At 57.0% G+C, this 14,759-nt stretch carries 12 protein-coding genes and 1 tRNA gene; 7 read left to right on the top strand and 6 right to left on the bottom strand.

Going from position 1 to position 14,759, the window contains the following annotated elements; all coding sequences use genetic code 11:
* Positions 1-212: 212 nt before the first annotated feature.
* Positions 213-3,032: an aconitate hydratase gene (can, locus tag CENDO_RS05830; RefSeq protein WP_210726514.1), complete on the bottom strand. Its 2,820-nt coding sequence runs from the start codon at positions 3,030-3,032 to the stop codon at positions 213-215.
* 357 nt (positions 3,033-3,389) lie between these two features.
* Here can and CENDO_RS05825 point away from each other — a divergent pair, with 357 nt between their 5' ends.
* The 3 genes from CENDO_RS05825 (at position 3,390) to CENDO_RS05815 (ending at position 8,544) form a co-directional block, all read left to right on the top strand.
* The gene (locus CENDO_RS05825; protein ID WP_136141196.1) at positions 3,390-3,857 is read left to right on the top strand and encodes an Rv1476 family membrane protein; all 468 of its coding nucleotides are present in this window, start codon (positions 3,390-3,392) and stop codon (positions 3,855-3,857) included.
* A gap of 1,557 nt (positions 3,858-5,414) precedes the next feature.
* A complete protein-coding gene (locus CENDO_RS05820) occupies positions 5,415-7,223 on the top strand; it encodes a DIP1281 family NlpC/P60 protein (RefSeq protein WP_246014176.1) in 1,809 nt (602 codons plus the stop codon).
* Positions 7,224-7,446: 223 nt separating this feature from the next.
* Positions 7,447-8,544 carry a ferrochelatase gene (locus CENDO_RS05815; protein WP_136141195.1) on the top strand — a complete coding sequence of 366 codons (1,098 nt, stop codon included), beginning with the start codon at positions 7,447-7,449 and terminating at the stop codon, positions 8,542-8,544.
* Here the strand turns inward: CENDO_RS05815 and CENDO_RS05810 are convergent, their stop codons facing one another.
* Positions 8,545-9,312: a hypothetical protein gene (locus tag CENDO_RS05810; protein WP_136141194.1), complete on the bottom strand. Its 768-nt coding sequence runs from the start codon at positions 9,310-9,312 to the stop codon at positions 8,545-8,547.
* 33 nt (positions 9,313-9,345) lie between these two features.
* Here CENDO_RS05810 and CENDO_RS05805 point away from each other — a divergent pair, with 33 nt between their 5' ends.
* Positions 9,346-10,200: a DUF3097 domain-containing protein gene (locus CENDO_RS05805; RefSeq protein WP_136141193.1), complete on the top strand. Its 855-nt coding sequence runs from the start codon at positions 9,346-9,348 to the stop codon at positions 10,198-10,200.
* 23 nt (positions 10,201-10,223) lie between these two features.
* Here CENDO_RS05805 and CENDO_RS05800 read toward each other — a convergent pair whose 3' ends face one another.
* Together CENDO_RS05800 and CENDO_RS05795 are read right to left on the bottom strand one after the other, a co-directional pair.
* On the bottom strand, positions 10,224-10,790 hold the full coding sequence (locus CENDO_RS05800; RefSeq protein WP_136141192.1) for a MarR family transcriptional regulator: 567 nt from the start codon (positions 10,788-10,790) through the stop codon (positions 10,224-10,226).
* 70 nt (positions 10,791-10,860) lie between these two features.
* Entirely contained in the window at positions 10,861-11,619 is a 759-nt protein-coding gene (locus CENDO_RS05795; RefSeq protein ID WP_136141191.1) for a TVP38/TMEM64 family protein, read from the bottom strand.
* Positions 11,620-11,730: 111 nt separating this feature from the next.
* Here CENDO_RS05795 and CENDO_RS05790 point away from each other — a divergent pair, with 111 nt between their 5' ends.
* Positions 11,731-12,156: a cupin domain-containing protein gene (locus tag CENDO_RS05790; RefSeq protein WP_136141190.1), complete on the top strand. Its 426-nt coding sequence runs from the start codon at positions 11,731-11,733 to the stop codon at positions 12,154-12,156.
* 130 nt (positions 12,157-12,286) lie between these two features.
* Here the strand turns inward: CENDO_RS05790 and CENDO_RS05785 are convergent.
* Positions 12,287-12,372: transfer RNA gene (locus CENDO_RS05785), tRNA-Leu, on the bottom strand.
* A gap of 218 nt (positions 12,373-12,590) precedes the next feature.
* Between CENDO_RS05785 and CENDO_RS05780 the strand changes: the two genes are divergently transcribed.
* Together CENDO_RS05780 and CENDO_RS05775 are read left to right on the top strand one after the other, a co-directional pair.
* Positions 12,591-13,127, top strand: a complete 537-nt coding sequence (locus CENDO_RS05780; RefSeq protein ID WP_136141189.1) for a YbhB/YbcL family Raf kinase inhibitor-like protein — start codon at positions 12,591-12,593, stop codon at positions 13,125-13,127.
* 84 nt (positions 13,128-13,211) lie between these two features.
* Positions 13,212-13,559 (top strand): hypothetical protein, encoded by a 348-nt coding sequence (locus CENDO_RS05775; RefSeq protein ID WP_246014174.1) that lies wholly within the window; start codon positions 13,212-13,214, stop codon positions 13,557-13,559.
* 80 nt (positions 13,560-13,639) lie between these two features.
* Here the strand turns inward: CENDO_RS05775 and CENDO_RS05770 are convergent, their stop codons facing one another.
* The gene (locus CENDO_RS05770) at positions 13,640-14,758 is read right to left on the bottom strand and encodes a quinone-dependent dihydroorotate dehydrogenase (RefSeq protein ID WP_136141187.1); all 1,119 of its coding nucleotides are present in this window, start codon (positions 14,756-14,758) and stop codon (positions 13,640-13,642) included.
* Between the last annotated feature and the right edge of the window lies 1 nt (position 14,759).

The raw sequence follows: 14,759 nt of genomic DNA, 5'->3' as shown, positions 1-14,759 counted from the left end.
TTGCGATCAGCTGCGAAGCAGGGAAAGGGGCTGGAGTATCCGATCGGGTTCGGTAAAAAAGGGGATACCAGCAAGAAGTTAAAAAGAAACTGCGGGACCGAACAACGTTGACGTTGATACAGTCCCGCAGTCTCAGCACAAACCCGATGGCCTAGCTAGCACCTGAAACGGATGCTCTAAGCCATTGGGAGTGGTGTGGTTGTGCCTAATTATTAGGACTTAACCATCTGGCGCAGAACGTACTGCAGAATGCCACCGTGGCGGTAGTAGTCAGCCTCACCCGGGGTGTCGATGCGAACCTTAGCGTCGAATTCGACGGTCTCGCCGGACTCCTTGGTGGCGGTTACCTTAACGGTCTTTGGAATAACACCGTTGTTCAGCTCGGTGATACCCGAGATATCGAAGGTCTCGGTGCCGTCCAGGCCGAGGGACTCGTGGGACTCGCCCTCAGGGAACTGCAGCGGGATGACGCCCATGCCGATGAGGTTGGAGCGGTGGATACGCTCGAAGGACTCGGTGATTACGGCCTTGACGCCGAGCAGGTTGGTACCCTTTGCGGCCCAGTCACGGGAGGAACCGGTGCCGTACTCCTTACCAGCAATAACAACCAGTGGGATGCCAGCCTCAGCGTAGTTCTGAGCAGCATCGTAGATGAAGGCCTGTGGGCCACCCTCCTGGGTGAAGTCACGAGTGTAGCCACCGGTAACGTCAACCAGCTGGTTAGCCAGACGGATGTTAGCGAAGGTACCGCGGACCATTACCTCGTGGTTACCACGACGGGAACCGAGCGAGTTGTAGTCGTTGCGCTCAACGCCGTTCTCATCCAGGTAGTTAGCCGCTGGGGTGCCAGGCTTAATTGCGGAAGCAGGGGAGATGTGGTCAGTGGTGACCGAATCGCCGAGCTTGGCAAGAACGCGGGCGCCCTTGATGTCCTCTACTGGAGTTGGCTCAGCTGGCATACCGTCGAAGTAAGGAGCCTTGCGGATGTAGGTGGAATTGTCATCCCACTCGAAGGTCTGGCCCTCTGGTACATCCAGGGAGCGCCATGCATCGTCACCCTTGAATACGTCAGCGTAGTCAGCCTCGTAGAGCTCGCGGGAGATAGCGCCTGCGATGGTCTCCTCGATCTCCTCGGTGGATGGCCAGATGTCCTTCAGGAATACATCGTTGCCATCGGCATCCTGCCCCAGTGGCTGGGTCTCGAAGTCGAAGTCCATGGTGCCGGCGATAGCGTAAGCGATAACCATGATTGGGGACGCCAGGTAGTTCATCTTGACGTCCGGGGAGATACGACCCTCGAAGTTACGGTTACCGGAAAGCACGGCGGTAGCAGCGATATCGTGCTCGTTGATCGCGTCGGAAATCTCCTGTGGCAGTGGGCCGGAGTTACCGATGCAGGAGGTACAACCGAAGCCTGCAAGGTAGAAGCCCATGGCCTCCAGATCCTTCCACAGGTCAGCGCGCTTGAAGTAGCCGTCAACCACCTGGGAACCAGGGGCACAGATGGTCTTAACCCATGGCTTGGACTTGAGGCCCTTTTCTGCTGCCTTGCGGGCAATCAGGCCGGCGCCAACCATAACGGATGGGTTGGAGGTGTTGGTGCAAGAGGTAATGGAGGCAATAGCAACCATGCCGTGGTCGATGGTGAATTCGCCACCCTCTGGGGAGCTGACGACCACTGGCTTGGAAGGACGGCCGGAGGCGCCCTTTGCAGCGGATTCGCCCTCGCCCTTGCGGGAGTTATTCAGGCCACCGGTTACGTCGGAGTTGCCGTCTTCAACCTCTCCGCCCTCAGCGTTCATGCGACGAGCCTCAACGGAAGTCTCGTCGACGCACACCTCGTCGGTGGTGTAGGAAGCGAGGTCCTTGCGGAACTGCTCCTTAGCCTCGGACTGCAGGATGCGGTCCTGAGGACGCTTAGGGCCAGCGATGGAAGGTACGACGGTGGACAGATCCAGCTCGAGGTACTCGGAGTAGGTAGCTTCTGGAGCGTCTTGCTCCAGCCACATGCCCTGAGCCTTAGCGTAAGCCTCTACGCGGTCGATCTGCTCCTGTGGGCGACCAGTCAGGTGCAGGTACTTGGTGGTTTCCTCATCGATTGGGAAGATCGCTGCGGTGGAACCGAACTCTGGGGACATGTTACCGATGGTTGCACGGTTAGCCAGAGGAATGGACTTAACACCGTTGCCGTAGAACTCAACGAACTTCTGAACCACGCCGTGCTCACGGAGCATCTCGGTGATGGTAAGAACAACGTCGGTCGCGGTAACGCCTGCAGGAATCTCACCGGTCAGCTTGAAGCCAACAACCTTCGGGATGAGCATGGAAACTGGCTGGCCGAGCATTGCCGCCTCGGCCTCGATGCCGCCAACACCCCAGCCCAGGATGCCCAGGCCGTTTTCCATGGTGGTGTGAGAGTCGGTACCGATACAGGTATCTGGGTATGCCAGGCCGTCATTGTCGAAGACGACGCGGGACAGGTACTCGATGTTTACCTGGTGAACGATACCGGTTCCTGGAGGAACGACTCGGAAGTTGGAGAAGTTCTCAGCACCCCAACGGAGGAACTGGTAGCGCTCCTCGTTGCGCTGGTACTCGATCTCAACGTTCTTATCGAGAGCCTCGGAGGAACCGAAGGCCTCAACGATGACGGAGTGGTCAATAACCATCTCAGCCGGGTTCAGCGGGTTGACCTGGTCTGGGGTACCACCCAGGGAGGAAACGGCCTCACGCATAGTGGCGAGGTCAACCACGCAAGGAACGCCGGTGAAGTCCTGCATGAGCACGCGGGCAGGGGTGAACTGGATCTCGGTGTCCGGCTCGGCCTCTGGATCCCAGTTGGCGAGGGCGTTGATGTGGTCCTTGGTTACGTTAGCGCCATCCTCAAAGCGCAGCTGGTTTTCAGCAAGCACCTTCAGGGAGTAAGGCAGCTTCTCCAGGCCTTCAACTGCGTTGATGTCAAAGTACTCGTAGGTCTTGCCGTTGACCTCGAGAGTCTTCTTGGCTCCGAAGGAGTTCAAGCTTTCAGTCACAGGGAGCTCCATTCCATGTTTTAAAAGAACTTAATGTTCGAAATTCTCTTTCATACGTGACACTCAACCAGACCCCGGCGGCATTGTCGCCTACCTGGTATAGCCACGGGTGCGCGTAGAAAAAGAAGAACGCGATGGTTCACTATTTAATTGTAGGCAGGTGAACCGTCCGTTGCTGTAACTATAACAGTACGTCCGTCCTATTTAAGATTTTTAGCCCCTGTAGGGCGCGTTGCACTCGGCGGTCGGGGGCAGGGACAGATATAACTGAGAATGCGCAACACCGGCAAGGTGAGTTAAACGTGCTGGTTATAAGCAATGATTTCATGTAGCCAGCAATAAGGAAAGGGCTTCTGCATGATTCCGCACGGGGTAGATATTAACAATTTGGCCGAGCAGCTCAATGTGGATGGCGTGGCTTTCACTAACCCCGAATTAGCGGGGGCGCAAGAGGTGCAGGCGCCCATTTCGGACGCCCTTGCCCCTCGGCATGGTATTGCCGTTGTTGACGTGGTGCCGGCCAAGGCCGCCGATGCGCGCGATATAGCTCAGGAACTTCAGGACATCACCGGGCTGGATACGGTCATCGTCCAGACGCCCATTAATGTATCCACCGTCAGTGACTCATATGCGCGCGCCGAAATTGAGGCGGTGCAACAGGCTATACCTCAGGGAATGGACCAGGTGAGCCTGCTCAATCAGTTCTATGCCGGTATTGATGGCTTTAGTTTCCCCTGGGGCCTAGTGGCCCTTCTCCTGGTGGCTACGATGGCCGTGGCCGCTTGGAGCTCGTTCCGGAAGTCCTCTTTGTCCCTAGACGGCTAGTGGCCAAGCGTTCGCCTGTGGAGGGCTGGTATTGACGCGCCGCGATCACCTTTAGGTGGTTATCTGTAATCAATCGCGTTTAGCCGCTGGCATCGCCTTACGGGGTTGGGGTAAAGGGGGATCAGGCACTTGGTAGCAAATGGTCGCCGCGGGATCCTGGCCCTGGGGACAGTTAAGGGCCTTGCCTAACCCGGAGGATTGCCGGGACTCATTGTCCGCTGAGGTGGGGTGCGGCATAGCTATGGGCCCACAATGTGTGCAGCTTCTCAATCTAGGGGCTCTAGGGTAGGGAAGTGGGTAAATCAACCCCTAAAGCTTGACTTTTCCGGGTAGCGATAAGAGCTCAGGCGCGGGTTGTCTTATTGGGTAAGGGGTTCTCGTCGAGTGTCTTGAGGTCCCATTTTCGTATAGCGGCCGTTTGGTGAACCCGATAGTCAAGTGTATTACCTTGACTTGCCCTTTCGCTGCATGACACTTATGTGACAAAGGTCACTTATAATGATGATTTGCCTCTTCGGTGCAGGTGAGAAGGCATTTGTGAAAGCTGTTATAAGCGAGATTCACTGTGGTTTGTGGGAAAAGTGTGCAACAAGGTGTGTCAGTATCGTATTGTTCTGAATGTCAACACGTGAGTCGTGTTCTGTCCATTCTGTCATGGGCCGAACCTTGACTTTAGGGTTGCGATGCATAACGAACGTGACGCACGGGCATGTGGGGAAGCACGCCAAGAGCTCACAGCATTGCGAACTGGAAGCTGGGCTACGGAATTCATACCGGAGTGGGGGATATGGGCGCGTGTTGCGATTCCAGTGTTCGCTTTATCAAAAGAAACACCCACCCTCCGTAGGGGACGAGCATTCAGGCTTTCGTACTCAACGCGTGATGATCGTGCGGCGCAATGTCAGCTCCCGGTGAACAACGCCCGGGGCTCACGGACCCGCAGCAGGCATGTATCGTGCGCTGGTGAATGAAGGCTCTGGAGTATGCGCGTTCGCCCATGGCAGCCCGATCTTGCCTTTAGAGCTAATCCAAACGGATTACCTTTATTGGAGTAACGAATGAAGGTCCCTTTTGGCTACCTGCGAGTGGGGTTTTAAGTTGAAGCGCTCCTGAGTCCAGGGCACACCCGTATCTCAAGGGTGGAACAGGCAGTCCTTGTGCAGTCTGTCGCTTTCATCCGTAACGGTTGCGGGTGCCGGCATTCTCGTGGGCAACGCCCCGATTTAAGTCGGCGATAGTGTCAACAGGCAGCTTGAAACTATCAAGATTGCCGGACGGTGGGGAGCGGTTTTGGCGTACCCAACTTGTGGGGCGTCCAGCTTGGCCTATCTCGTGAAGGCTTGTAAGAGCCATCAAGCCGAGAGGCGGATTATTGATGCCCTGGTTGACGCGCCTTCGCCACGCCGATTGTGCATGAAGGCTATGGCGATGCGCTGGCCCCTCCGTCCCGGGCATTCCTATGTTCGGATGCGGTTTATCGAGACTTTAAAGGCCGCTTCCAACGAGAAGCCGCGGGTTAGAGATGACGTGAGCGGTGGTGTGTGAGGAGATCTTCTCGTGGCCACCAAGACCCCAGTTAAAAACTCGTTGCGCAAGCGCGCGACGAATACCTTCGGCTTAACTCGTATCCGTTCGGCGTGGACGATAATCGCCTGCACCACAACGCTTTCAACCGTCAGCCCGCTAGCCCCCGCGGTAGCTCAGGATGCGCCAGCGGCTATCAACCAGCTGGGTGATGTTCTCTCCAGCAGCAATCCGTCCATCGCCGAACTGGCTACGGCTATCGCCAAGTCGCAAGGTGAATTAGTTTCCCTCGAATCCGAGATCGGCAAGTTCCGTGAAAATGTCAACCGTGCTCTGGTTGATCTGCAAGATGCCCGAACCGAGGCTACTCAGGCTCGCGAAGGCGCCGTTGCTGCTCGGGAGGAGCTTGACGACGCTGAGGCCCAGTTGCAATCAGCCCAGGAGCGCCTGAATGAACTTTCGCGCGCGGCATACCGCAGAGCGAATACATCGGAGGCAGTGACACGGGTCTCCGGCGGTGATGCGCGTTCAGAAATGCTCGAGCGGCAGGCCTACCTGCGCACGCAGGCGGCCGAGCAGCAAATTGTGGTGGACGGCCTTGAAAGGAAGCGGACCGAGAAAGCTAACAAGGAATCGCAACTGCGCCAGGCGCAGAAACTAGCCGAAGCACGCGAGCAGCGTGCTTCTGAGGCGGAGTCGAAGGCGCGCGGCGTACTGGAAGAAAGCGAGACAAAGATTGCTGGCGTCATTGAGGAAAGGGACGCACTAGTAGCCAAGCAGTCCGAAGCCCAGGAGTTGCTCGATCAGGTTCGTGGTATAGAACCCGAAGCGGCTCAAGCTCCGGCGGCACCTGCGGTTGGGGCAGAAGGGGAAGCTGCCCCAACCTCGGGTGCGGCTGTTGACGGCAAGCGGCAGTCCGCGACGCAGTCAACCGAGCCTGCAGATAGTGATGAGACTTCAAACAAACCATCGCAGACTACTACCCAGACTTCCGAACAGGTATCTGATTCTGTAGAAACGCGGGCAGTCACCGGGCAAGCCGGAGTAACTTCTTCCGAGGCTGAGCTTCAGGCAGCACTCGAGCTTTCGAGCGCCGTAGCCCAGCAGGCCGGTGCATCCGGCGTAACCCTAAAGCTTCCAGAGGGCAGTTCGGTTAGTGATGTTACGGTTAATGATGCCTTAGCGTTCGCGTCTAGTGCTGCCGGCATCGCCGCGTCCATCATTGCTGCAAGCCAACCGCAGCACACTGCGCTCGATACCCCGGCGGCTGCCGAGGGGCAGAACCCAGCTCTTCAGGGGCCGGGGACTGCATCCGAAGAGGAGGACTCTCTAGCCGATGAGATATCCGGAGTCTTGGAACCGATTTCTTCAATTGAAGACGTTACTGAGAAGGCCCAAGCGGAACTGGGGGACCTGGACCGTTCGGAGAAAATTGAGGCGGTCATTGCCCGCGCCCAGTCCCAGATTGGCACGCCATACGCCTGGGGCGGCGGCGACGCTAACGGCCCGACTAAAGGCATTGCAGACGGCGGTCTAGCCGATTCCCACGGCGATTACAATAAGGTTGGTTTCGATTGCTCCGGCTTGACCCTATACGCATTCGCTGCTGCCGGAATCTCTCTGCCCCACTACACGGGCTACCAATACAACTATGGAACCAAGGTGCCTATTTCCGATATCCAGCGCGGTGACCTACTGTTCTGGGGGCCGGATGGCGGACAGCACGTTGCAATTTACTTGGGTAACGGCATGATGATTGAGGCCCCACAGTCCGGCCAGATGGTCTCCGAGGTGCCGGTCCGTTACGGAGGTATGGCCCCTTACGCTGTGCGTTTGCTCTAGGTGCGTGCCAAACCTTTTGGCTTCGTTCGCCCCTGTAACAGGCGGCCCGCACCCTTGATTGGGTGAGCTGTGCCCTTATCAAGGCACAAAACTGATACGGAAATCTCCGTAGCCATAGCCATAGGCATAAGGATTTGGTCCCTTGTCTGCACAACAATGGCCAAGTTAGCCTAAGGAATGGTGGATGACGGAAACTCCAACTTTAGTTGGTAGAGTCGAGGATATGACTGACGCACAACAGCATTCCCATGACTTCGATGCCCTCCTCGTTCTTTCTTTCGGTGGCCCGGAAGGCAACGAGGAGGTCGTTCCGTTTTTGGAGAATGTCACGCGAGGCCGTGGCATCCCACGCGAGCGCCTCAAGGTAGTGGGGGAGCACTACTTCCATTTCGATGGTGTAAGCCCTATTAACAGGTTAAACAAGGAAATCATCGCCAACGTCGAAGCAGAGTTGGCGCACCGGGAGATTGAACTACCGGTTTATTTCGGCAACAGGAACTGGCATCCATTTGGCAGCGAAGCCGCCGAGCAGATGGCCAAGGATGGCGTCCGTAATGCGCTGGTGTTTGCGACCTCGGCGTGGGGCGGTTATTCCGCATGTCGCCAGTACGACGAAGATATCCAGGCTATGCGGGCGCATCTTTCTGACAATAATCTTCCGGAAATCCGGTTCACGAAGCTTCGCCAATTCTACGATCACCCAAAGTTTGTGGAACAAATGGCGCAATCGCTCAAGGACGCCCTGGCCAAGATCCCCGAAGAAAAGAAGGATGCCACCCGCGTGCTCTTCACCGCCCACTCTGTGCCTAACGCGCACGATGAGGTGGGAGGCGCGGAGGGCGATAAACACCTCTATTCCCGCCAAGTCGCGGAGGCATCGCGCCTAGTTGCGGAAGCGGCTGGCGTAGAAAGCTACGACCTGGTCTGGCAGTCCCGGTCCGGAAGCCCTCACGTGCCATGGCTCGAACCTGACGTCGTGGACCACACGCGGGAGATACACAACTCGGGCGTCGAGGCTATCGCGGTCTGTCCTATTGGGTTCATCTCTGACCATATGGAAGTCATTTGGGACTTGGACACCGAGCTGCAGCAGGCCTGCGATGAGCTGGGCATCGTACTCGAGCGCGCAGCCACCGCTTCCCCGGAGCCAAGTTTCGCCGCACTGGTCGTAGATCTCATTGAAGAGCACACCAATGGGCGTAAGCCGGAATCCCTAGGCCGCGTTACCGTTCAGGGCTGCACCGTCAATGGCGAGCCGTGCGCACCCGGCTGCTGCGATATTTCGGGTCTGCGCAAGAAGCATGCCCAGCCAGCCAAGTAGTTAACGGGCGAACTCACTGACCACATAGGCAACTCCTGCGGAGCGCGCCGCACGGATGTGGCGCCAGAGGGCTAATAGGTGCACATCGAGGCTGTGATCATTCATTCGCGTGGTGACAGTTTCGATGATTGCGCCCACGTTGTCAGCTCGGGCAAATAGCTTTGCTGCTCTCGCGGGCACCGCCGAGGGCAGTCCTGGGGTGTCGTAGAAATCTGACAGGGTTCCCACGGTCAGCCGTGGGTTATGAAGGGCATCCGTATGGTACCCACCGGCTTCGATCAGCCGTGCTGACTCGTTCGTTGCCTCCGTTAGGAGCGCGTCCGCCTCACCGGGGGAGAGCCATTGCGGGCTGGGTAGAGGCTGACGCTCCTCAATTACTTGCCAATGGCTCGTTTCCGGGCCTCGGTGCGCGAGCAAGACGAGGTGAGTATCCGAATCATTGGTGCGGATTACAATCGCGCCGGCGTCATTCGATGACGCCGCGGCAGCGGACTGAGAACCCGCGGGAAGCAGGGGAGCCTCGCCGGGGCCTGAAAGGATGAGACGGATTACGGGTTCACCGGGCCCGGAATCAACGATTTCGGACGTTTCCACACGAATACGGCTGAGCAAGTCGATGAATGGCGAACCATCAATCATCTCCGGACGCCCGGTGAGGTCTGTCAGGGCGCCCAAAAGGCTATCAGTGGGTTCATGCCCGTATAGCCACGCTCCGATCCAGACGGCTGCATTTTGCAAAGGGGACCAAACTTCGGCGCGCATATCCATAGCCTCACACTCTAGTTGGTAGCCTGATTGCCCATGAACTTCGATTCCCGTGACCCCTACGGAGGGGATATTTTTGCAGGCCACAAACGTTCCGCCCCGCGAACTTTTCCAGTAATTCCTGCCAAGCCGGGCATAGTGGTCGAGGTCTTTGGCGATCCGGACGAATTCGTCGGGGCCGTCCTCGGCGTGGATAAAACCGTTTACGGGGACGTAGTGCGTCTAGAGGATCGATACGGTAATGAACGAGTGTTTAACCTGATTAAAGGCGGCTTCCTATTTGAAGGGGAGCGGGTATCACTGACCCGACACGTTGAAAAGCAAGCGGCGAGAAAATCCAATTCGGGCTCGCGACGCGTCGAAAACCTAGAGGCAAGGGTAGCTGCCCCCTCCCGGATCTGGGTAGAGGGCATCCACGATGCCGCAATAGTAGAAAAGGTATGGGGTCACGACCTACGCGTGGAGGGCGTGGTTGTGGAATACCTCGAAGGCCTTGACAATCTTCCGGAGCGGCTTGCCGAATTCAACCCAGCACCCGGGCGCCGCGTCGGCGTGTTGGCCGACCACTTGGTCGAGGGGTCAAAGGAAACCCGATTGACCAAAGCCGTGGGCGATGATGTGTTAGTGACTGGCCATCCCTTTGTGGACATCTGGGCCGCGGTTAAGCCTCAGAAATTAGGCCTTCGCCAGTGGCCCGAAGTGCCTTACGGGGAGGATTGGAAAACCGGAATCTGCCGCCGCGTAGGGTGGTCAGATCCTAAAGAAGGCTGGCATAGAGTCTATTCGGCGGTCGAATCTTTCCGCGACCTTGACGCCACGCTGATCGGGGCCGTGGAAAGACTGGTGGACTTTGTCACCACGCCTGAACTATCTAAATACGATCTGATGTAACGCACACTCGAGCGGATGCCCGTTTAAGAATTAGCACGCTCGATAAGGTTGACGGCTAACTGCCAGCCCGCGGTTTCTGCAGACCATCCCGCAGCCTGAAGGCGCTGGGACATAGCCTGTTTAGATATTCCTAATTCCGCGGCGGCTTCATTCTGGTTAAGTCCAGAGCGGACCAGGCTGGTCGCCTCTCGGCCCTCGGTCGTGCGCTTATGCAACACGTAGCCTAGGAGCGCAAAGGTCGCGGCAATGTCTTGAGCTTCCGACGCTCTGCCGCGGCCCGCTACCTTGGCGTAGACCTGTCCGGCCCTGGAGGATTTCTTTAGAGAGGCCTGAGCGGCCTCCTTCGCCTGAGCCTCTGTGCCGCGCCCCGGGGCGATGCCAATCCCAATTGCCCAGTCGCCATCCGCTAGCAACGCCATGGCTAAGTCGCAGACAGATGGCGCTGAATCAACTCGCGCGCAGATGTCCTCAACCCCCAGGACATCGAAGGGGCCCACCCCATCTAGAGTGGATAAAGCTTGAGCGGAGCGCTCAACGAGCTGGGCGCGTCGCACGGAACGGCCGCGATAACGGGCGTAAACAGCAAGCACTATTAGTCCTTAAAATGCACTCGAACGGATAAGGGGTCGGGTTGATAACGTCTCCGTTACGGGCGTAAGTCTACTGCACGGGCTTGACTTTACGAGTATTGTTCGCGTGAGCATTTCGATAGTCTGCGTAGAGGGCCGCAAAGCCAATGAGGGCGAAAAAGATCATTGCCGCGACTATCCAGGGGTTGGAGCCGTAAACCAGAGCATCCCCGAAGAACACGCCAAGGGCGGTAGTAGGGATGGAACCGATAAGCGTGGCGAACGCGAATTGGCCAAGGGGGATTGACGTGAGCCCCGCAGCATAGTTAAGCGCGGAGAATGGAACTGCGGCAATCATTCGTAGGCTCGCGATTGCTAACCAGCCACGCTTTGACAGGTGCTCATTGAGGCCAGATACGGCCGGGTGGCTTAGACGCGGGCGTATCCACTCGCCTAACGCGCTCCTGACCGCGCTGAAGGCTAGGGTAGCCGAAACCGTCAATGCGGAAAGGGCCACCAGCATCCCAACGGCCGGGCCAAAAAGGATTCCAGACGCGACGGTCCAAATGGTCCGCGGAATGGGGAAGAGAGTAAAGATAACGTAAGCAACCCACACAATTGGCAGCGACCAAGCCCCATGTTCCCGGGCCTCGGTGCGTAAAGTGGCAAGCTCCGGTAACTCGACGGCGAACATGAAGGTGAGCACGGTCGCCACAATCGCTATGGACAGCAGCCACTGTCTAATCGACCATTGGCGGACGCTCGATATCGCATCGCAAAGAGTCTCGCCAATGAAGCCTAAGAGGCTGTGGACCCAAGAGGAGGACCTAGATGGGTGGGAAGTGGGCATGGTTTCTCAGCCTATCAGCCATCGCAAGCTAGCCCCTCGATGAAATGCTGCGTAGGCTGAAGGGTGCAGTATCTATAAAGCCGGGCTGCAGGCAGAATAAGGAGAAGAAAAATGACTGAGCTTCGTACGGATCATGGCCCTAACCCTTACGTCCTCGATATTGAGTCCGTGACCAAGGAGAACGAAGCGTTTCGTGACACTCTGTGGACTGGCAAGTTCCTCCAGATGACGGTAATGGCAATTCCGGCCGGCGGTGAAATTGGTGCGGAGGTCCATGATGACCATGACCAGTTCCTGCGACTGGAGGCCGGCCGTGGCCGTATTCTCATCGGCACTGATGAGAACAATCTCGAGGTTGACCGCGTGGTCGAAGATGATTTCGCTATCTTTGTTCCTGCCGGAAAGTGGCACAACTTCATCAACGAAGGTGAGGAAACGGTGAAGTTGTACTCCATCTACGCTGCCCCGGACCATGTCAAGGGCACCTTCCACCAGACGAAGGAAGACGCCGATAACGACCCTAACGAGCAGCACTAGGCGGCTGATTCAAAGAGCTAGAGAAGCCGCCGCTTTCCCGTTGTTCAGGTATGCGGCGGCTTCAACCTCTGCGAAATAGCTATTCGTTATAGCAAAGAGGCCTTACTTCGAAAAGTAAGGCCTCTATCTGTGCCCGAGGGGGGACTTGAACCCCCACGTCCGTTAATAGGACACTAGCACCTCAAGCTAGCGCGTCTGCCATTCCGCCACCCGGGCCGGGTTTTGATTTCAGCCTCTCGGCTGGGCACTCGAATACTGTATACCGAACGCGCTCCTAGTTACAAATCGTATCCATATCCTGCGTTTATTCCTTGGTATGTGGGGCGTAGAAAAGGGTAGAGGTAGGCGTTAAAATTCGATTCGTTAAAGATATTCTCCTCAGGCAAGGGGAATATGCGAGGCGTGAAGAAGTGAACTCCGGTACAACTGTAGGTATGACTACATATGATGATTCCCGCTTCCCAGGGCCTGATCCCTACGCGCCGCTCAAGGACCTGCCCTCGTTTACTCTTGCTTCCCAGGATCTTATTGACGGTGATGAAATTGAGGAGAAGTTTCGCGCCCCACAGAACGTTTCGCCCCAGTTAGAGTGGTCAAATCTTCCTGAGGGGACCAAATCCCTGGCTGTGACGTGTTTTGACCCTGATGCTCCTACTGCGTCCGGCTTCTGGCACTGGGCTGCTTTCAACATTCCTGCGGATGTGACGGAGCTTCCTACGGGCGCGGGTTCGGCTGAGGACTTGGGTATTCCAGGCGTTGTTAGCCTGAAGAATGACTCTGGTTCTCGTACCTATTACGGTCCGCAGCCACCCGCAGGCCACGCGCCTCATCGTTACCTGTACGCGGTGCATGCTGTGGACGTGGAGAAACTCGACGTAGACGCGGGCGATTCCCCAACGGTTCTTGGTTTCAATCTTCACTTCCATGCGATTGGCCGCGCCATCCTGTGGGGTTGGTACGAGGAAAAATAGAATCCTCTGCTACGTTTAGCTTCGATGAATTCACAACAAACTCAGAGAAATCCGCGTAAAGACGGTGTAAGTATCCCGCTTCCCATGCGAGTCGGCGGCGCCTTCATGGCCCTGGGCATCACCCTGTTTATCATGGGCGTTGTAGCAATGATCTCTGATGGCGTTAATGTTCCATTCGAAATGACGTGGCCCCGCCTAGCTATCTTGATCGCGGCACTTATCGTGGGCGCCTTTGCTACGATCCGCACCGATCAAAGGTCGAGCAAGGCTCAGGTCGGTGCGCTCTTGGTCGCCGTAGCCTTGATAATCGCTAGCCGTTTCTTACCGCCTACGGTCCTGACAGTGCTGGGCCAGTATTGGTTGTTTATGTACGGTGCCGCCGCGTTGTTGTGCGCGCTCATCATCCGTCGCGCAATGATTCCAAAATCGTAATGGGTGACTCAAAAAAAGGGCTGAACGCTTAGCGTTCAGCCCTTTTGGCCATCACAACGACACGCCGTCTGGGGGATGCCTTATTCCGCCTTCCAGGGAAGGCCTGACCCTACGGCGTCCGCGATGGAGGGGAGCCCATGAGCCCTGATCTGGGAGGCGATAGCATTGTGGATATCGCGGATCCACTCCGGGCCGCCATAAATCATGCCTGTATATCCCTGTAGGAGGTGGGCTCCCGCAGTTATGCGTTCCCACGCTTGTTCCGGGGTGGTGATTCCGCCGACGGAAATGAGGACTAATTTGCCTTGAACGCGCGCGTTGAGGCGCCTGAGAACTTCAAGCGAACGTTCATTGAGCGGAGCGCCGGAAATGCCTCCAGCGCCCATCGCATCAACTTCTTCGGAGGGTGTGGAGAGCCCATCGCGGGAGATGGTCGTATTGGTGGCGACTATTCCCGCTAGGCCTAGCTCTACGGCCATGTCCGCTACTGCATCGACGTCCTCGTCCGAAAGATCGGGCGCGATCTTGACCAACACGGGGACGTCGGTAGCAGAAAGCACCGTTTCCATGATCGGGCGCAAGGATTCTACGGCCTGGAGGTCGCGCAGGCCCGGGGTATTCGGCGAGGAAACATTGACCACCAAATAGTCAGCCAACTCGCCCAGCATAGCGGCGCAGGTGTGATAGTCATCATTAGCTCGCTCCGCTGGGGTGACCTTGTTCTTGCCGATGTTGATTCCTATAACATCGCTGCTCTTCCGGCCACGAAGATTCTTAGCGACCTCGGCCGCGCCCAGGTTGTTAAACCCCATGCGGTTAAGGATCGCCTTGTCTGCCGGCAGCCGATACAGGCGAGGGGCCGGATTTCCATCCTGCGGTCGTGGGGTGACGGTGCCCAATTCAGCGTATCCAAACCCCAGTGGGGACCACGCATCCACGGCCGTAGCGTTCTTATCAAAACCCGCTGCTAGCCCGAGGGGACGCGGAAAAGTGACCCCGAAAAGCTTCTGGCTCAAGACTGGGTCATTTACGGGCAAAACTTTCCCCAGCGCTCTGTTGACTCTAGTGGCGGAGTTCAAGGCCTTAAGCCCAGTGTTGACTAAGGTGTGCACACGCTCCGGATCCATGGTGAACATGGCTTTGAGAGCAACCTCGTACCCTTTGGTAGTGACGGCCTTGATAATGGATGGCTTGTCCATG

The organism is Corynebacterium endometrii, assembly GCF_004795735.1.
Taxonomy (GTDB): domain Bacteria; phylum Actinomycetota; class Actinomycetes; order Mycobacteriales; family Mycobacteriaceae; genus Corynebacterium; species Corynebacterium endometrii.
Note: the sequence above shows the minus strand (reverse complement) of the source record. Positions and strands in the feature narration are given on the sequence as shown.